Genomic DNA, 17,676 nt, shown 5'->3' with positions numbered 1-17,676 from the left:
TGGAATGATTTTCTATGGTACTATTGAACATAGTTGTGCTTACTGTGGGAGGAGGTAAGGAATGAATCGGGTCTTCCGTAATACCATTTTTTATTTACTTATTTTATTAGTAGTAATCGGGGTTGTGAGTTACTTCCAGACTTCAAACCCGAAAACAGAAAATATGTCGTACAGTACGTTTATCAAGAACCTTGATGAAGGGAAAGTTGATAGCGTATCGGTTCAGCCTGTCAGAGGTGTTTATGAGGTAAAAGGACAGCTGAAAAAATACGACAAAGACCAGTACTTTTTAACACATGTTCCTGAAGGAAAAGGAGCAGACCAGATATTTGACGCAATTAAAAAGACGGACGTAAAAGTTGATCCCGCACAGGAAACAAGCGGGTGGGTGACGTTCTTAACGACGATCATTCCGTTTGTCATCATCTTTATTCTGTTTTTCTTCCTGCTCAATCAGGCTCAGGGCGGCGGCAGCCGTGTCATGAACTTCGGAAAGAGCAAAGCGAAGCTGTATACGGAAGAAAAGAAACGCGTGAAGTTTAAAGATGTAGCCGGCGCGGATGAGGAGAAGCAGGAGCTTGTTGAGGTTGTTGAGTTTCTGAAAGATCCTCGCAAATTCGCCGAGCTTGGCGCCAGAATCCCTAAAGGCGTGCTGTTGGTCGGACCTCCGGGAACCGGTAAGACGCTGCTTGCGAGAGCCTCAGCCGGTGAAGCGGGCGTTCCTTTCTTCAGCATCAGCGGATCTGACTTCGTTGAAATGTTTGTCGGTGTCGGTGCGTCCCGTGTGCGTGATTTATTCGAAAATGCGAAAAAGAATGCGCCTTGTCTGATCTTCATTGATGAGATCGACGCGGTGGGACGTCAGCGCGGCGCAGGTCTTGGCGGCGGGCATGATGAACGCGAACAGACGCTGAACCAGCTGCTTGTTGAGATGGACGGTTTCAGTGCGAATGAAGGAATCATTATTATCGCTGCGACAAACCGTGCGGACATTCTTGACCCTGCATTGCTCCGTCCGGGACGTTTTGACCGTCAGATTACGGTAGACCGTCCGGATGTCATCGGCCGTGAAGCCGTATTACAGGTGCATGCGAGAAACAAACCGCTTGATGAAACGGTGAACTTAAAAGCAATCGCTTCAAGAACACCCGGTTTCTCAGGCGCAGATTTAGAAAACCTTCTTAACGAAGCGGCACTCGTTGCTGCCCGTCAAAACAAGAAGAAAATTGATATGCGCGACATTGATGAAGCAACGGACCGTGTCATTGCGGGTCCTGCGAAGAAGAGCCGCGTCATATCGAAAAAAGAACGCAATATCGTGGCGTACCACGAGGGCGGTCACACCGTTATCGGACTTGTGCTGGATGAAGCCGATATGGTTCATAAAGTAACGATCGTTCCGAGGGGGCAGGCTGGCGGATACGCGGTCATGCTTCCGAGAGAAGACCGTTACTTCCAGACAAAACCTGAACTTCTCGATAAAATTGTCGGTCTTCTGGGCGGACGCGTTGCCGAGGAAATTATCTTCGGTGAAGTCAGCACGGGCGCTCACAATGACTTCCAGCGGGCAACGAACATTGCCAGAAGAATGGTGACAGAGTTCGGTATGTCAGAAAAACTCGGACCGCTTCAGTTCGGTCAATCTCAAGGCGGTCAAGTATTCCTGGGCCGGGATTTCAACAACGAGCAAAACTACAGTGATCAGATCGCTTACGAAATCGATCAGGAAATTCAGCGCATCATTAAAGAATGTTATGAGCGTGCGAAAACCATCCTGACTGAAAATCGCGATAAGCTTGAATTGATTGCTCAGACATTGCTTGATGTGGAAACATTAGATGCGGAACAAATCAAGCATCTCGTGGATCACGGAAAACTCCCTGAGCGCAATTTCTCAGATGACCATCTTCAAAAAGACGATGTGAAAGTAAACATCCTGTCTAAAACAGAAGACGAAAAGAAAGACGAGCCGAAAGAATAGTTCGCTTTCTGATATGAAAACCGCCGGCATATACCGGCGGTTTTTTTACTGGTTTCGTTTTGTTTACAAAAGAGCCGCAGATCGTGTATGGTATTGTAGAATGTTGAAAATGTTATGATTAGAAACTATTCAAAAGTGGTGATAGAGGTTGTTACTGGTTATAGATGTGGGGAACACCAACACCGTGATTGGTGTATATCATGATGGGGAATTAGAATATCATTGGCGCATAGAAACGAGCAGGCACAAAACAGAAGACGAATTCGGCATGCTGCTCCGCTCCTTATTTGAACATTCCGGACTCATGTTTGAACAGATTGAAGGGATTATCATCTCATCCGTGGTGCCGCCGATTATGTTTTCTTTAGAAAGAATGTGCACAAAATACTTTCACATCGAGCCGCAAGTTGTCGGCCCGGGAATGAAAACAGGTTTAAATATAAAGTATGACAATCCGAAAGAAGTGGGAGCTGACAGGATCGTCAATGCCGTTGCGGCGATCCAGCAGTATGGAGGCCCCTTAATTGTTGTGGATTTCGGAACGGCGACGACGTATTGCTACATTGATGAAAACAAACAATACATGGGCGGCGCGATTGCTCCCGGCATTACGATTTCGACGGAAGCGCTGTACTCACGTGCGGCGAAGCTTCCAAGAATTGAAATTGCCCGTCCGGACAATATCATCGGCAAAAACACGGTAAGCGCTATGCAGTCCGGCATCCTTTTCGGCTATGTCGGACAAGTTGAAGGCATTGTAAAGCGGATGAAATGGCAGGCAACACAGGAACCGAAAGTCATTGCGACAGGCGGGCTTGCGTCATTAATCGCAAACGAATCAGACTGTATTGATATTGTTGACCCGTTTCTCACTCTGAAAGGGCTGGAAATCATTTATGAGCGAAATCGCGTGGGTCACGTATAGGAGGTAAACGATGGATTATTTAATTAAAGCAATTGCATATGACGGTAAAGTGCGGGCTTATGCAGCCAGAACGACAGATATGGTTAATGAAGCGCAAAGAAGGCATGACACGTGGCCGACGGCATCAGCCGCAATCGGCCGGACGATGACAGCTTCTCTGATGCTCGGAGCGATGCTTAAGGGTGAAGATAAGCTGACAGTCAAAATAGAAGGCGGCGGCCCGATCGGAGCCATTGTCGCAGATGCGAACGCAAAGGGTGAGGTAAGAGCATACGTATCAAACCCGCACGTTCATTTTGACCTCAATGAACAAGGGAAACTGGATGTCAGACGGGCGGTCGGAACTGACGGAACACTCAGTGTCGTAAAAGATTTGGGCTTGCGTGATTATTTTACGGGACAAGTAGAGATTGTCTCGGGTGAACTCGGTGATGACTTCACGTATTACCTTGTTTCTTCTGAACAAGTCCCTTCATCTGTCGGCGTAGGTGTTCTAGTAAATCCTGATAACACGATTCTCGCTGCGGGCGGATTCATCATTCAGCTTCTTCCGGGGACTGATGAAGAAACCATTTCAACAATTGAAAAGCAATTATCTCAAATCGAACCGATTTCAAAATTGATTCAAAAAGGCCTGACACCGGAAGAAATCTTAGAAGAAGTTCTGGGTCAAAAACCGGACGTTCTCGAAACAATGCCGGTCAAATTTCACTGTTCTTGTTCAAAAGATCGATTCGAAACGGCCATTTTAGGACTAGGCAAAAAAGAAATACAAGATATGATAGAAGAAGACGGAAAAGCCGAAGCGGTTTGCCATTTTTGTAATGAGAAATATTTATTTACAAAAGAAGAACTGGAAGAGCTTCGTGACGAAACAACCCGCTAGCTCTTTAGCGGGTTGTTCTATTTTATAAAAGGGATGGGGTAGATTTTGAAATCGAGAACACTTTTGACGATTATTGTAGCGGCGCTGTTAGTATGCAGTGTGACAGTGGCGTATAAGTTAACAAAATCCCAAGCCGCGGGGTCATCTGAAGAATCCATCGCGACAATCGGTGATAAACATATCACACGGCAAGACTGGATGAAAAAGATGGAAGACCAGTACGGAAAATCAACTCTGGAAGACATGATTAATGCGGAAGTAGTGGAAGAGCTTGCGAAAAAGAATAAACTTACAGTTTCAAACAGCGAATTGGAGCGGGAATTTCTTTTAATCAAAGCGGTAGATAATTCATTTTATGAAGACAGCCATATTACCGAAAAAGAATGGAGAGACCAGATCCGCTACAACATTCTTCTTGAAGAACTGCTGACGAAGGACATCGATATATCGGATAAGGAAATGCAATCATTTTATAATAAAAATAAAGAATTGTACCATTTCGATGATTCCTACAGAATCCGGCACATTGTCGTCAAAAACAAAGATGAGGCGGACAGGGTGCTTGCTGATTTGAAAGGCGGTTCCAGCTTTGAAGCCGTCGCCGCTGAACGTTCCACGGACAGATATACGTCTCAGTATGGCGGAGACCTCGGCTTTGTGACAGAAAACCAGGAAAATATCCCGCAGGCATATATCACAGAAGCTAAAAGTCTTAAAGAAGATGAATGGTCCGCTGAACCGATTAAAGTTTCTTCAGGATACGCCGTCATTCAGCTGAAAGAAAAGCTTAAATCGAGAACTTTCTCATATAATGAAGTGAAGAGCCAAATCAGACGCCAGATCGCGATGGATCAATTAGGTGACAAGGCGACAGTCAAAACGCTGTGGAAAGAGGCGGGGGTCTCTTGGTTCTACGGGGAAAAAAGAACTAAATGATTGACAAAAAATTTTGAAATTGATAACTTATATTTATAATACCAATAAATTTAGTCGGAAATTGAGGTGTCCAACATGGTGCGTATTGCAAATTCTATTACTGAACTAATCGGAAATACTCCTATTGTGAAATTGAATCGCCTGACGGATGAAAACAGTGCAGATGTATATCTGAAGCTTGAATACATGAATCCGGGCAGCAGCGTAAAAGACCGTATCGGAGTGGCGATGATTGAAGCGGCTGAAAAAGAAGGAAAATTAAAAGCCGGCGACACAATCATTGAACCGACAAGCGGAAATACAGGAATCGGTCTTGCGATGGTGGCAGCGGCTAAAGGTCTCAGAGCCATTCTCGTTATGCCTGATACGATGAGTATGGAACGACGCAATCTGCTGCGCGCATACGGAGCGGAGCTTGTGCTGACTCCCGGCGCAGAAGGAATGAAGGGCGCCATTAAAAAGGCGGAAGAACTTGCCGAGGAACACGGATACTTTGTGCCTCAGCAATTCAACAATGCGGCAAACCCGGAAATTCACCGCCAAACGACGGGGAAAGAAATCGTAGAACAGTTTGGTGACGACCAGCTTGATGCGTTCGTGGCCGGAATCGGTACCGGCGGAACCATCACGGGAGCGGGCGAAGTGCTGAAAGAATCATATCCATCCATAAAAATCTATGCGGTAGAGCCGGCGGATTCTCCAGTTCTTTCCGGCGGAAAACCGGGCCCGCATAAAATTCAGGGTATCGGAGCGGGATTTGTCCCTGAAACATTGAATACGGACATCTATGATCAGATCATTCCCGTCAAAAACGAGGATGCATTTGAATATGCCCGTAAAACGGCAAAAGAAGAAGGGATTCTCGGCGGCATTTCTTCCGGAGCAGCCATTTACGCGGCACTGGAAATCGCGAAAAAATTGGGGAAAGGCAAGAAAGTGCTTGCGATCATCCCTAGTAACGGGGAACGTTACTTAAGCACACCGCTTTATCAGTTTGAATAGAGACATACACACGGCTCCCGGCTGTATCCGGGAGTTTTTTTGTGCCTGAAGCATCGGAAATCCAAAAAACGTTTCGAATTTTATGGTTGGAAGTGAAATTCACTTTTTTCACCAGTGTGATTGCTTTAAAATAAAACTACAGTAAAACGAAGCAGAGGATTGATATGATGGCACAACGCAGACCGGCAGGAAGAAAAATACCTTTTACGAAACAAGCATTTTTACAGCGATATGAAAACCTTTCGAAATCGAGAAAACGGCATGTTCTGCTCGAAAGCGCGAGAGGGGGAAGATTCAGTATAGCCGGTCTAGATCCGATTGCGTCCGTCAGAGGGAAAGACGGAATTACAACGATCAAGCATGAGGGGGAAACACTGTTTAAAGAAGGTGACCCGCTGCGGGCCTTTCATGAATGGTTTGGAACGCTCGGAACGGAAACAAACGTTGAGTTTCCGGACTTTCAGGGCGGTGCGATTGGTTTTATCAGTTACGACTACGCCCGATATATTGAGAATTTTAAGATGCTGTCGTTAGATGATCTGGAAACACCTGATATTTACTTTCTTGTTTTTGATGATGTGGCCGTTTATGACCATGAGGAAGAGGCGTTATGGCTCATTACCCATACTGAAGCGGAAGAAGCGGATCTTGCGGAAGAAAAGCTGTCCCGCTTAGAGGACATGTGGTGTTCCCTCCAAACGGCGGACGAGCCTTTTTCACCGCTGAATCGGAATGGGGACGGATCGTACGCCGCTCCGTTCACTGAAGAAGGATTTTCGCAGGCTGTAGAACAAATTAAACAATATATCGCGAGCGGCGATGTGTTCCAGGTTAATTTGTCCATCAGGCAGTCTCAGTCCTTATCCGTTCATCCGTATGAGGTGTATAAACACTTGAGAAACGTCAATCCGTCTCCTTACATGGCCTATCTCGAGACACCGGGGTTTCAAGTGATATGCGGGTCGCCGGAGCTATTGGTGACAAAGAAGGGGAAGAAGCTTGAAACGAGACCCATCGCGGGTACGCGTTCAAGAGGAAAAGACGATGCTGAAGACAAGGCTTTGGCTGATGAATTAATTCACAACGAAAAAGAACGTGCGGAACACGTCATGCTTGTTGATCTTGAGCGCAATGACCTCGGGCGCGTATCGCGCTACGGCTCCGTGCGGGTTAACGAATTTATGGCGATCGAAAAGTATTCCCACGTCATGCATATCGTGTCAAACGTACAGGGAGAGCTGCAGGACGGATATGACGCGACAGACATTATTCATGCGGTGTTCCCGGGGGGCACCATCACGGGAGCGCCCAAAGTGAGAACGATGGAAATTATAGAAGAGCTTGAGCCGACAAGACGGGGGCTTTATACTGGATCTATAGGCTGGTTCGGATTCAACGGAGATTTGCAGTTTAACATTGTGATCCGGACGATCTATGCAGCCGGCGGACATGCTTTCATGCAGTCCGGAGCAGGAGTAGTCATTGATTCGGTTCCGAAGCATGAATACAAGGAATCGTTCAAAAAAGCTTTTGCGATGAAAAAGGCGTTAGAGCTGAGCGAAGAAGAGACAAAAAATCAGACGAGGTGAGCAGAGATGATTTTAATGATTGACAATTATGATTCATTTACGTACAACTTGGTTCAATATTTGGGTGAACTCGGGGAGGAACTGATCGTCAGACGGAATGACGAGATTACGATTGAGCAGATTGAAGAGCTGGGTCCGGACTTCTTAATGATTTCACCCGGGCCGTGCAGTCCTGATGAAGCGGGGATCAGCCTCGAAGCGATCAAACATTTTGCCGGCAGTATTCCTATTTTCGGCGTATGTCTCGGACATCAGTCGATTGCGCAAGTATTCGGCGGCGACGTCGTCAGAGCGGAGCGGCTCATGCACGGCAAAACGTCAGAAGTTATGCATGACGGACAGACGATTTTTAAAGGCCTGCAAAATCCGCTTGTCGCCACCCGGTACCATTCACTTATTGTCAAAGCGGACACGCTGCCGGATTGTTTTACGGTATCCGCTCAAACCAAAGAAGGAGAAATTATGGCAATCCGCCATAATGAGCTGCCTGTTGAAGGTGTTCAGTTCCATCCGGAATCCATCATGACCTCCTTCGGCAAAGAGATGCTCAGAAACTTTATAGAGACACACCGCAAAAAGGAAGTGACGGTGTGATTATATATTTGAATGGTCAATATATAGAGGAGAAAGAAGCGGCGCTTTCTCCTTTTGACCATGGTTATCTGTACGGGATCGGCGCGTTCGAGACGTTCAGGCTTTACAGCGGCCGGCCGTTTCTGCCGGATGCGCATGTCGCCAGGCTCAACAGGGCGCTTCGGGATCTGCAGATTGCATATGAGGTGAACAAACAGGAGCTGCTTGATATGCTCCGGAGACTGTTGCTCCTCAATGACATCAAGGACGGCAGCGCGCGTGTCCGGCTTAACATCTCGGCAGGCGTCAGCGATAAAGGGTTTGCCGCGCAGACTTATGAAAAGCCGACCGTCCTTTGTTTCGTCAACCGGCTCAATCCGGAAACTCTGCCTGTTCAAAAAGAAGGCAGGCTTCTCTCTATCAGGAGAAATACGCCTGAAGGAACTTTTCGGTTAAAATCCCATCACTATTTAAACAACATGTATGCTAAACGGGAGATCGGGAATGATCCCAATCTTGAAGGCATTTTCCTGACCGGAGAAGGAGATGTCGCGGAAGGCATTGTCTCCAACGTGTTTTGGCGAAAAGGAGACAAGGTCTTTACGCCATCCTTGGATACGGGAATTCTCGATGGTGTAACGAGACAGTTTGTCATTGATGAATTGAAACGGCAGGGGACAGAAGTCACCGAAGGCCGATTCCGTTTTCAATCAATGCTTGAAGCGGATGAAGCATGGTTGACAAACTCCGTGCTTGAAATCATTCCGTTTTCTAAAATAGAGGAAGTGCCGCTGCCCGGAGTGAGCGGAAAAACGGTGCAATTGCTCCGTAAGCATTATCAGCAGGAAATAAACAAAACGAATGTACAGGAGGAGGAACAAAATGGCGCAGCAAACAATTGAACAGCCTAAACTGATTCATACAAAAAAAGGCGCTCTGTCCTATAAAGAGAAGACGCTCGTTATGGGGATATTAAATGTAACGCCAGACTCCTTCTCTGACGGCGGTAAATACGACAGTACGGAAAGGGCGCTTCTGCATGCGGCGAAGATGGCTGAAGAAGGGGCGCATATCATAGATATCGGCGGCGAATCGACAAGACCCGGCGCATCACTCGTGTCGGCTGATGAGGAAATGTCACGAGTCATCCCAGTCATAGAGCGGATCACAAGCGAGCTGGACATTCCGCTTTCAATCGATACGTACAAAGCGTCCGTGGCAGACGAAGCGGTCAAGGCGGGAGCCTCTATCCTTAATGACATCTGGGGGGCGAAAGGTGACCCTGACATGGCGTCAGTAGCCGCCGCACACGGGGTTCCGATTATCTTAATGCATAATCGCATGGAAAGAAACTACAACGATCTTATTCCTGATATGCTTGCAGACTTGATGGAAAGCGTAAAAATTGCCGCGGAAGCCGGCGTCACAGATGAAAACATGATTCTGGATCCGGGGATCGGCTTTGCGAAAAACTATGAGGACAATCTGGCTGTCATGAACAAGCTGGAGGTGTTCAGCGGGTTAGGTTATCCGCTGCTCCTGGCGACATCGAGAAAAAGGTTCATCGGCCGTGTGCTTGACCTTCCTCCTGAAGAACGTGCCGAGGGGACGGGAGCGACAGTATGCCTTGGCGTCCAAAAAGGCTGCGATATTGTGAGGGTGCACGATGTCAAAGAGATCGCAAGAATGACGAAGATGATGGATGCTATGTTGAACAAAGGAGGCGTACATTATGGATAAAGTATATGTGGAAGGTATGGAGTTTTACGGATATCACGGCGTGTTCGAAGAAGAAAACAAACTCGGCCAGCGCTTCAAAGTAGACCTGACTGCCGAACTGGATTTGAGCAAAGCGGGAAAAACGGATGACCTTTCTTATACCATTAACTATGCGGAATTGTACAGTGTCTGCCGCGGCATTGTTGAGGGCGAGCCCGTTAATTTGGTCGAGACCCTTGCGGAACGGATCGCAGACACCGTCCTTAAGAAATTTGAGCCGGTGCAGCAATGTACGGTAAAGGTTGTTAAGCCTGACCCGCCGATTCCCGGCCATTATAAATCAGTGGCCATAGAAATGACGAGAAAGAAATCATGAACAATACGGCATATATCGGCCTCGGCTCCAATATGGGCGACCGTGAACATTATTTGCGTCAGGCAGTGGCCATGCTCAGCCGGCATCATGGCGTGACGGTGTCAAAGGTGTCCTCCATATATGAAACAGATCCCGTGGGCTATGAGGATCAAGATCAGTTTCTCAATATGGCGGTTGAAGTGAAAACGTCGTTATCTCCTTTTGAACTTCTTGATGTAACGCAGAGCATTGAAGCTGAATTAGGCAGAACGAGAGAGATTCGCTGGGGACCGCGGACGGCAGACCTTGACATTTTGCTGTATAATCGTGAAAATATTGAAACAGAGCGGCTGATTGTTCCGCATCCGAGAATGTATGAGCGCTTATTTGTCCTTGCGCCGTTAAAAGAAATATGTCCGCAGGCGGATCATATCACGATAAGCGCTGAAACAAACCAAGAAGGTGTAAGAGTATGGAAGCAGAAATCTGGGGTAGGCGAATTCGTGCATTCAGAAAGCTGAAAGGTTATACTCAAGAAGGATTTGCAAAAGCATTAGGTATATCAGTTTCTATTGTCGGTGAAATTGAACGCGGAAACCGATTGCCGTCAGATGCCATCATTCAAGATGCGGCAGATGTTTTAAATATAAGTGCGGACGAATTGGCCCCGCCTGAAAAATAGACAAATGAAAGGAGGGGAAAAATGTTTAAAATCGGTGATATTCAATTGAAAAACCGGGTTGTGCTTGCCCCTATGGCCGGTGTCTGCAACTCAGCGTTCAGATTGACTGTAAAGGAATTCGGAGCCGGATTGGTATGCGCTGAAATGGTCAGTGACAAAGCGATTCTTTACAACAACGCAAGAACAATGGGGATGCTTTACATTGATGAACGTGAAAAACCGCTCAGCCTTCAGATTTTTGGAGGGAAAAAGGAAACCCTTGTGGAAGCGGCGAAGTTTGTAGATCAAAACACGACTGCTGATATTATTGATATTAACATGGGATGTCCCGTACCCAAGATTACAAAATGTGACGCGGGCGCCAAATGGCTTCTCGATCCCGATAAGATTTATGAAATGGTATCCGCAGTAGTAGATGCTGTTGATAAGCCGGTTACAGTGAAGATGAGAATGGGCTGGGATGAAGAGCACATTTATGCGGTGAAAAACGCCCAAGCCGTTGAACGTGCCGGCGGAAAAGCCGTTGCCCTGCACGGCCGCACAAGAGTGCAAATGTATGAAGGCACTGCGAACTGGGATATCATTAAAGAAGTGAAGCAATCCGTCTCTATTCCCGTCATCGGAAACGGTGATGTCAAAACGCCTCAGGACGCGAAACGCATGCTTGAGGAAACAGGAGTTGACGGCGTCATGATCGGCCGGGCCGCACTCGGCAACCCGTGGATGATTTACCGTACGGTGCACTACCTTGAAACCGGCGAGTTAAAAGACGAACCGAAAGTCCGTGAAAAAATGTCGGTATGCAAACTGCACTTAGACCGCCTGATTAAGTTAAAAGGCGAAAATGTGGCAGTCAGAGAAATGAGAAAACACGCTGCCTGGTATCTGAAAGGTGTCAGAGGCAATGCGAATGTACGCAACGAAATTAACCAATGTGAGACGCGTGAAGAAGTTGTGCAGCTTTTAGATGCATTTACCGCCGAAGCAGAGGCAAAAGAGCTTCAAGATGCAAAAGTAGGTTAATATACACCCTCTATTGCTGCTCACTGCCAGCTTACCGCTGGCAGTTTTTCTGCTTTTTCGTGAAATCAAAATGTAACGGAGTGATACCAATGAGTCAAGAAGAGCAAAATCATGAGGAATTGAACGACCAGCTGCAAGTCAGACGAGATAAAATGAACCAGCTGAGAGAAAACGGCATTGACCCTTTCGGCGAACGTTTCGAGAGAACGCATCAATCTCAACAGATCATTGACGCCTACCAGGAGCTTTCTAAAGAAGAACTGGAAGAAAAAGCGATCGAAGTGACCATTGCAGGCCGTATGATGACAAAGCGCGGAAAAGGGAAAGCCGGCTTTGCGCATCTGCAGGACCTAGAAGGTCAAATTCAAATTTACGTAAGAAAAGACAGTGTCGGCGAACAACAATATGAAATCTTTAAATCTTCAGACCTCGGAGACGTTATCGGCATCACGGGGAAAGTTTTCAAAACAAACGTAGGCGAGCTTTCTGTCAAAGCGACATCTTTTGAACTGCTGACAAAAGCACTGCGTCCTCTTCCTGATAAATATCATGGGTTAAAAGACGTTGAACAGCGTTACCGCCAGCGCTATCTCGATCTCATCGTAAACCCTGACAGCAAACAAACGTTTATCACACGCAGCAAAATCATCCAAGCGATGAGAAGATACTTAGATGACCATGGATACTTAGAAGTTGAAACACCTACGATGCACAGCATACCGGGAGGAGCGTCTGCACGCCCGTTCATCACGCACCATAACGCGCTCGATATGCCTCTTTATATGCGTATTGCGATTGAACTGCACCTGAAACGCCTGATTGTCGGCGGATTGGAAAAAGTCTACGAAATCGGCCGCGTGTTCCGTAATGAAGGTGTTTCTACACGCCATAACCCTGAATTCACGATGATCGAGCTGTATGAAGCGTACGCCGATTATAAAGATATTATGAGCCTTACGGAAAACCTCGTTGCACATATTGCGCAGGAAGTGCTTGGAAGCACCACAATCCAGTACGGCGAAGAGCAGATTGATCTGAAACCTGAGTGGAAACGACTCCACATGGTAGATGCGGTCAAAGAAGCGACAGGTGTAGATTTCTGGAATGAGATGACTGTTGAAGAAGCGCGCGGTCATGCAAAAGAGCATGGTATCGAGATCACAAACTCAATGACGGTGGGTCATATCATCAATGAATTCTTCGAACAAAAAATTGAAGAAACACTCATTCAGCCTACATTTATTTACGGCCACCCTGTAGAGATTTCTCCTCTTGCTAAGAAAAATCCGGAGGACCCTCGCTTTACAGACCGTTTTGAACTGTTTATCGTCGGCCGTGAGCACGCTAATGCGTTTACGGAGCTGAATGACCCTATTGACCAGAGGGAACGCTTTGAAGCGCAGTTAAAAGAAAGAGAAGAAGGAAACGATGAAGCGCATATGATGGATGAAGACTTCGTTGAAGCTCTTGAATACGGCATGCCGCCGACCGGGGGATTGGGTATCGGTATCGACCGCCTTGTCATGCTGTTAACAAATGCTCCGTCTATCAGAGACGTTTTATTATTCCCTCAAATGAGACAACGCTAATAAAAGGGAAGGCGCCGTTTCTGCTTATCGCAGTACGGCGCTTTTTTAGAAACAAGCCGCTCGTAAAACTTTTTTGATTTTCTTTTAAAAAACTATTGCACTATTATTTGTGAGGTGGTATATTATTATTCGTTGCCGCTAAACAAGGCGCTGACGAAAAAAGAAATTTAAAAAGTTGTTGACTTCAAGAGATTGATAAGATATAATAATAAAGTCGCTTGAACGAAAGACAAAATGATCTTTGAAAACTAAACAAGACAAAACGTACCTGTTAATTCAAAGTTTTAAATAAATCGCACAGCGATGTGCGTAGTCAGTCAAACACTTTATCGGAGAGTTTGATCCTGGCTCAGGACGAACGCTGGCGGCGTGCCTAATACATGCAAGTCGAGCGGACAGATGGGAGCTTGCTCCCTGATGTTAGCGGCGGACGGGTGAGTAACACGTGGGTAACCTGCCTGTAAGACTGGGATAACTCCGGGAAACCGGGGCTAATACCGGATGGTTGTTTGAACCGCATGGTTCAGACATAAAAGGTGGCTTCGGCTACCACTTACAGATGGACCCGCGGCGCATTAGCTAGTTGGTGAGGTAACGGCTCACCAAGGCGACGATGCGTAGCCGACCTGAGAGGGTGATCGGCCACACTGGGACTGAGACACGGCCCAGACTCCTACGGGAGGCAGCAGTAGGGAATCTTCCGCAATGGACGAAAGTCTGACGGAGCAACGCCGCGTGAGTGATGAAGGTTTTCGGATCGTAAAGCTCTGTTGTTAGGGAAGAACAAGTGCCGTTCAAATAGGGCGGCACCTTGACGGTACCTAACCAGAAAGCCACGGCTAACTACGTGCCAGCAGCCGCGGTAATACGTAGGTGGCAAGCGTTGTCCGGAATTATTGGGCGTAAAGGGCTCGCAGGCGGTTTCTTAAGTCTGATGTGAAAGCCCCCGGCTCAACCGGGGAGGGTCATTGGAAACTGGGGAACTTGAGTGCAGAAGAGGAGAGTGGAATTCCACGTGTAGCGGTGAAATGCGTAGAGATGTGGAGGAACACCAGTGGCGAAGGCGACTCTCTGGTCTGTAACTGACGCTGAGGAGCGAAAGCGTGGGGAGCGAACAGGATTAGATACCCTGGTAGTCCACGCCGTAAACGATGAGTGCTAAGTGTTAGGGGGTTTCCGCCCCTTAGTGCTGCAGCTAACGCATTAAGCACTCCGCCTGGGGAGTACGGTCGCAAGACTGAAACTCAAAGGAATTGACGGGGGCCCGCACAAGCGGTGGAGCATGTGGTTTAATTCGAAGCAACGCGAAGAACCTTACCAGGTCTTGACATCCTCTGACAATCCTAGAGATAGGACGTCCCCTTCGGGGGCAGAGTGACAGGTGGTGCATGGTTGTCGTCAGCTCGTGTCGTGAGATGTTGGGTTAAGTCCCGCAACGAGCGCAACCCTTGATCTTAGTTGCCAGCATTCAGTTGGGCACTCTAAGGTGACTGCCGGTGACAAACCGGAGGAAGGTGGGGATGACGTCAAATCATCATGCCCCTTATGACCTGGGCTACACACGTGCTACAATGGACAGAACAAAGGGCAGCGAAACCGCGAGGTTAAGCCAATCCCACAAATCTGTTCTCAGTTCGGATCGCAGTCTGCAACTCGACTGCGTGAAGCTGGAATCGCTAGTAATCGCGGATCAGCATGCCGCGGTGAATACGTTCCCGGGCCTTGTACACACCGCCCGTCACACCACGAGAGTTTGTAACACCCGAAGTCGGTGAGGTAACCTTTATGGAGCCAGCCGCCGAAGGTGGGACAGATGATTGGGGTGAAGTCGTAACAAGGTAGCCGTATCGGAAGGTGCGGCTGGATCACCTCCTTTCTAAGGATTTTAACGGAATATAAGACCTTGGGTCTTATAAACAGAACGTTCCCTGTCTTGTTTAGTTTTGAAGGAACTTTGATTCTTTCATATGGTAGATGGGCCTGTAGCTCAGCTGGTTAGAGCGCACGCCTGATAAGCGTGAGGTCGGTGGTTCGAGTCCACTCAGGCCCACCATCTTTACCCAATACGGGGCCTTAGCTCAGCTGGGAGAGCATCTGCCTTACAAGCAGAGGGTCGGCGGTTCGAGCCCGTCATCCTCCACCATATTTGCCGGCCTAGCTCAATTGGTAGAGCAACTGACTTGTAATCAGTAGGTTGGGGGTTCAAGTCCTCTGGCCGGCACCATTTTTGGACAAGATAATAACATAAGTCTTTTAAAAAGAGCCATTAGCTCAGTTGGTAGAGCATCTGACTTTTAATCAGAGGGTCGAAGGTTCGAGTCCTTCATGGCTCACCATGTTACGCGGGTGTGGCGGAATTGGCAGACGCGCTAGACTTAGGATCTAGTGTCTTATGACGTGGGGGTTCAAGTCCCTTCACCCGCATTATACAGGATAGTTATCCTGTATGCGGAAGTAGTTCAGTGGTAGAACACCACCTTGCCAAGGTGGGGGTCGCGGGTTCGAATCCCGTCTTCCGCTCCAACTATACCATCCGCGCCGGGGTGGTGGAATTGGCAGACACACAGGACTTAAAATCCTGCGGTAGGTGACTACCGTGCCGGTTCAAGTCCGGCCCTCGGCATTCATTGTTATGCGCCCGTAGCTCAATTGGATAGAGCGTTTGACTACGGATCAAAAGGTTAGGGGTTCGACTCCTCTCGGGCGCGCCATAATATTTTTAAAAATCGGGAAGTAGCTCAGCTTGGTAGAGCACATGGTTTGGGACCATGGGGTCGCAGGTTCGAATCCTGTCTTCCCGACCACTTCGGGGCCTTAGCTCAGCTGGGAGAGCGCCTGCTTTGCACGCAGGAGGTCAGCGGTTCGATCCCGCTAGGCTCCACCATTTATAAAAAATATGTTGACTTTAAAAGAAACTTATTATATACTTAAAAAGTTGCTTGAGAAAGTGAACAAAATGATCTTTGAAAACTAAACAAGACAAAACGTACCTGTTAATTCAAAGTTTTAAATAAATCGCACAGCGATGTGCGTAGTCAGTCAAACTACTTTATCGGAGAGTTTGATCCTGGCTCAGGACGAACGCTGGCGGCGTGCCTAATACATGCAAGTCGAGCGGACAGATGGGAGCTTGCTCCCTGATGTTAGCGGCGGACGGGTGAGTAACACGTGGGTAACCTGCCTGTAAGACTGGGATAACTCCGGGAAACCGGGGCTAATACCGGATGGTTGTTTGAACCGCATGGTTCAGACATAAAAGGTGGCTTCGGCTACCACTTACAGATGGACCCGCGGCGCATTAGCTAGTTGGTGAGGTAACGGCTCACCAAGGCGACGATGCGTAGCCGACCTGAGAGGGTGATCGGCCACACTGGGACTGAGACACGGCCCAGACTCCTACGGGAGGCAGCAGTAGGGAATCTTCCGCAATGGACGAAAGTCTGACGGAGCAACGCCGCGTGAGTGATGAAGGTTTTCGGATCGTAAAGCTCTGTTGTTAGGGAAGAACAAGTGCCGTTCAAATAGGGCGGCACCTTGACGGTACCTAACCAGAAAGCCACGGCTAACTACGTGCCAGCAGCCGCGGTAATACGTAGGTGGCAAGCGTTGTCCGGAATTATTGGGCGTAAAGGGCTCGCAGGCGGTTTCTTAAGTCTGATGTGAAAGCCCCCGGCTCAACCGGGGAGGGTCATTGGAAACTGGGGAACTTGAGTGCAGAAGAGGAGAGTGGAATTCCACGTGTAGCGGTGAAATGCGTAGAGATGTGGAGGAACACCAGTGGCGAAGGCGACTCTCTGGTCTGTAACTGACGCTGAGGAGCGAAAGCGTGGGGAGCGAACAGGATTAGATACCCTGGTAGTCCACGCCGTAAACGATGAGTGCTAAGTGTTAGGGGGTTTCCGCCCCTTAGTGCTGCAGCTAACGCATTAAGCACTCCGCCTGGGGAGTACGGTCGCAAGACTGAAACTCAAAGGAATTGACGGGGGCCCGCACAAGCGGTGGAGCATGTGGTTTAATTCGAAGCAACGCGAAGAACCTTACCAGGTCTTGACATCCTCTGACAATCCTAGAGATAGGACGTCCCCTTCGGGGGCAGAGTGACAGGTGGTGCATGGTTGTCGTCAGCTCGTGTCGTGAGATGTTGGGTTAAGTCCCGCAACGAGCGCAACCCTTGATCTTAGTTGCCAGCATTCAGTTGGGCACTCTAAGGTGACTGCCGGTGACAAACCGGAGGAAGGTGGGGATGACGTCAAATCATCATGCCCCTTATGACCTGGGCTACACACGTGCTACAATGGACAGAACAAAGGGCAGCGAAACCGCGAGGTTAAGCCAATCCCACAAATCTGTTCTCAGTTCGGATCGCAGTCTGCAACTCGACTGCGTGAAGCTGGAATCGCTAGTAATCGCGGATCA

Annotated in this window: 14 protein-coding genes, 10 tRNA genes and 2 rRNA genes (1 of these 26 running past the window's edge); all 26 read left to right on the top strand. The window is 48.1% G+C overall.

The genetic code is table 11. The annotated features are described in order from the left end of the window. Positions 1 to 61 precede the first annotated feature (61 nt). Positions 62 to 1,981 (top strand): ATP-dependent zinc metalloprotease FtsH, encoded by a 1,920-nt coding sequence (ftsH, locus tag SB24_RS09340; RefSeq protein ID WP_004264608.1) that lies wholly within the window; start codon positions 62 to 64, stop codon positions 1,979 to 1,981. A gap of 148 nt (positions 1,982 to 2,129) precedes the next feature. Next, positions 2,130 to 2,906 carry a type III pantothenate kinase gene (locus SB24_RS09335; RefSeq protein WP_007409940.1) on the top strand — a complete coding sequence of 259 codons (777 nt, stop codon included), beginning with the start codon at positions 2,130 to 2,132 and terminating at the stop codon, positions 2,904 to 2,906. A gap of 10 nt (positions 2,907 to 2,916) precedes the next feature. Further along, a complete protein-coding gene (gene hslO, locus SB24_RS09330; RefSeq protein WP_004264606.1) occupies positions 2,917 to 3,792 on the top strand; it encodes an Hsp33 family molecular chaperone HslO in 876 nt (291 codons plus the stop codon). Between the two features lie 45 nt (positions 3,793 to 3,837). After that, a complete protein-coding gene (locus tag SB24_RS09325) occupies positions 3,838 to 4,728 on the top strand; it encodes a peptidyl-prolyl cis-trans isomerase (protein ID WP_033575241.1) in 891 nt (296 codons plus the stop codon). A 75-nt stretch (positions 4,729 to 4,803) separates the two neighbouring features. Then, positions 4,804 to 5,730: a cysteine synthase A gene (gene cysK / locus SB24_RS09320; RefSeq protein WP_039253001.1), complete on the top strand. Its 927-nt coding sequence runs from the start codon at positions 4,804 to 4,806 to the stop codon at positions 5,728 to 5,730. A 167-nt stretch (positions 5,731 to 5,897) separates the two neighbouring features. Beyond that, positions 5,898 to 7,319 (top strand): aminodeoxychorismate synthase, component I, encoded by a 1,422-nt coding sequence (gene pabB, locus SB24_RS09315; protein WP_032870894.1) that lies wholly within the window; start codon positions 5,898 to 5,900, stop codon positions 7,317 to 7,319. A gap of 6 nt (positions 7,320 to 7,325) precedes the next feature. Further along, positions 7,326 to 7,913 (top strand): aminodeoxychorismate/anthranilate synthase component II, encoded by a 588-nt coding sequence (gene pabA, locus SB24_RS09310; RefSeq protein ID WP_007409944.1) that lies wholly within the window; start codon positions 7,326 to 7,328, stop codon positions 7,911 to 7,913. Continuing rightward, the gene (gene pabC, locus SB24_RS09305; RefSeq protein ID WP_082020262.1) at positions 7,910 to 8,794 is read left to right on the top strand and encodes an aminodeoxychorismate lyase; all 885 of its coding nucleotides are present in this window, start codon (positions 7,910 to 7,912) and stop codon (positions 8,792 to 8,794) included. The genes pabA and pabC overlap by 4 nt, the downstream gene beginning before the upstream one ends. Beyond that, positions 8,775 to 9,632 carry a dihydropteroate synthase gene (folP, locus tag SB24_RS09300; RefSeq protein ID WP_007409946.1) on the top strand — a complete coding sequence of 286 codons (858 nt, stop codon included), beginning with the start codon at positions 8,775 to 8,777 and terminating at the stop codon, positions 9,630 to 9,632. Before pabC ends, folP begins: the two co-directional genes overlap by 20 nt. After that, positions 9,625 to 9,987, top strand: a complete 363-nt coding sequence (gene folB, locus SB24_RS09295) for a dihydroneopterin aldolase (protein ID WP_022552479.1) — start codon at positions 9,625 to 9,627, stop codon at positions 9,985 to 9,987. Before folP ends, folB begins: the two co-directional genes overlap by 8 nt. Next, positions 9,984 to 10,487, top strand: coding sequence for a 2-amino-4-hydroxy-6-hydroxymethyldihydropteridine diphosphokinase (gene folK, locus SB24_RS09290; protein WP_007409947.1), 504 nt, complete (start codon positions 9,984 to 9,986; stop codon positions 10,485 to 10,487). Before folB ends, folK begins: the two co-directional genes overlap by 4 nt. After that, complete coding sequence (locus SB24_RS09285; protein WP_003150668.1) at positions 10,439 to 10,648, top strand: helix-turn-helix domain-containing protein; 210 nt, start codon at positions 10,439 to 10,441, stop codon at positions 10,646 to 10,648. The genes folK and SB24_RS09285 overlap by 49 nt, the downstream gene beginning before the upstream one ends. Before the next feature lie 21 nt (positions 10,649 to 10,669). Beyond that, complete coding sequence (dusB, locus tag SB24_RS09280; protein WP_007409948.1) at positions 10,670 to 11,671, top strand: tRNA dihydrouridine synthase DusB; 1,002 nt, start codon at positions 10,670 to 10,672, stop codon at positions 11,669 to 11,671. Positions 11,672 to 11,760: 89 nt separating this feature from the next. Then, positions 11,761 to 13,260: a lysine--tRNA ligase gene (lysS, locus tag SB24_RS09275; RefSeq protein ID WP_039252990.1), complete on the top strand. Its 1,500-nt coding sequence runs from the start codon at positions 11,761 to 11,763 to the stop codon at positions 13,258 to 13,260. Positions 13,261 to 13,586: 326 nt separating this feature from the next. Beyond that, positions 13,587 to 15,136 (top strand): 16S ribosomal RNA (locus tag SB24_RS09270). Between the two features lie 100 nt (positions 15,137 to 15,236). Next, positions 15,237 to 15,313, top strand: a tRNA-Ile gene (locus SB24_RS09265). 14 nt (positions 15,314 to 15,327) lie between these two features. Beyond that, a tRNA-Val gene (locus tag SB24_RS09260) sits at positions 15,328 to 15,403 on the top strand. 5 nt (positions 15,404 to 15,408) lie between these two features. Further along, positions 15,409 to 15,484: transfer RNA gene (locus SB24_RS09255), tRNA-Thr, on the top strand. 36 nt (positions 15,485 to 15,520) lie between these two features. Continuing rightward, positions 15,521 to 15,596 (top strand) — tRNA-Lys (locus SB24_RS09250). A 6-nt stretch (positions 15,597 to 15,602) separates the two neighbouring features. Beyond that, positions 15,603 to 15,684 (top strand) — tRNA-Leu (locus SB24_RS09245). Positions 15,685 to 15,708: 24 nt separating this feature from the next. Then, positions 15,709 to 15,783: transfer RNA gene (locus tag SB24_RS09240), tRNA-Gly, on the top strand. A gap of 14 nt (positions 15,784 to 15,797) precedes the next feature. Further along, positions 15,798 to 15,883, top strand: a tRNA-Leu gene (locus SB24_RS09235). Positions 15,884 to 15,894: 11 nt separating this feature from the next. After that, a tRNA-Arg gene (locus tag SB24_RS09230) sits at positions 15,895 to 15,971 on the top strand. 16 nt (positions 15,972 to 15,987) lie between these two features. Continuing rightward, positions 15,988 to 16,064: transfer RNA gene (locus SB24_RS09225), tRNA-Pro, on the top strand. Between the two features lie 4 nt (positions 16,065 to 16,068). Next, positions 16,069 to 16,144: transfer RNA gene (locus SB24_RS09220), tRNA-Ala, on the top strand. A gap of 165 nt (positions 16,145 to 16,309) precedes the next feature. Beyond that, positions 16,310 to 17,676: ribosomal RNA gene (locus SB24_RS09215) — 16S ribosomal RNA — on the top strand (it continues 183 nt past the right edge of the window).

The sequence above is a fragment of the Bacillus sp. Pc3 genome (assembly GCF_000815145.1).
GTDB lineage: Bacteria > Bacillota > Bacilli > Bacillales > Bacillaceae > Bacillus > Bacillus velezensis.
The sequence above is the reverse complement of the archived record's forward strand: the minus strand, read 5'-3'. Positions and strand labels throughout refer to the sequence as shown.

What these genes read in the sequence shown, in the direction of transcription:
- SB24_RS09285 (WP_003150668.1), top strand. Translation starts at nt 10,439, where the DNA reads ATGGAAGCAGAAATCTGGGGTAGGCGAATTCGTGCATTCAGAAAGCTG.
- folP (WP_007409946.1), top strand. Translation starts at nt 8,775, where the DNA reads ATGGCGCAGCAAACAATTGAACAGCCTAAACTGATTCATACAAAAAAA.
- lysS (WP_039252990.1), top strand. Translation starts at nt 11,761, where the DNA reads ATGAGTCAAGAAGAGCAAAATCATGAGGAATTGAACGACCAGCTGCAA.
- cysK (WP_039253001.1), top strand. Translation starts at nt 4,804, where the DNA reads ATGGTGCGTATTGCAAATTCTATTACTGAACTAATCGGAAATACTCCT.
- folB (WP_022552479.1), top strand. Translation starts at nt 9,625, where the DNA reads ATGGATAAAGTATATGTGGAAGGTATGGAGTTTTACGGATATCACGGC.
- folK (WP_007409947.1), top strand. Translation starts at nt 9,984, where the DNA reads ATGAACAATACGGCATATATCGGCCTCGGCTCCAATATGGGCGACCGT.
- hslO (WP_004264606.1), top strand. Translation starts at nt 2,917, where the DNA reads ATGGATTATTTAATTAAAGCAATTGCATATGACGGTAAAGTGCGGGCT.
- ftsH (WP_004264608.1), top strand. Translation starts at nt 62, where the DNA reads ATGAATCGGGTCTTCCGTAATACCATTTTTTATTTACTTATTTTATTA.
- pabA (WP_007409944.1), top strand. Translation starts at nt 7,326, where the DNA reads ATGATTTTAATGATTGACAATTATGATTCATTTACGTACAACTTGGTT.
- pabB (WP_032870894.1), top strand. Translation starts at nt 5,898, where the DNA reads ATGGCACAACGCAGACCGGCAGGAAGAAAAATACCTTTTACGAAACAA.
- dusB (WP_007409948.1), top strand. Translation starts at nt 10,670, where the DNA reads ATGTTTAAAATCGGTGATATTCAATTGAAAAACCGGGTTGTGCTTGCC.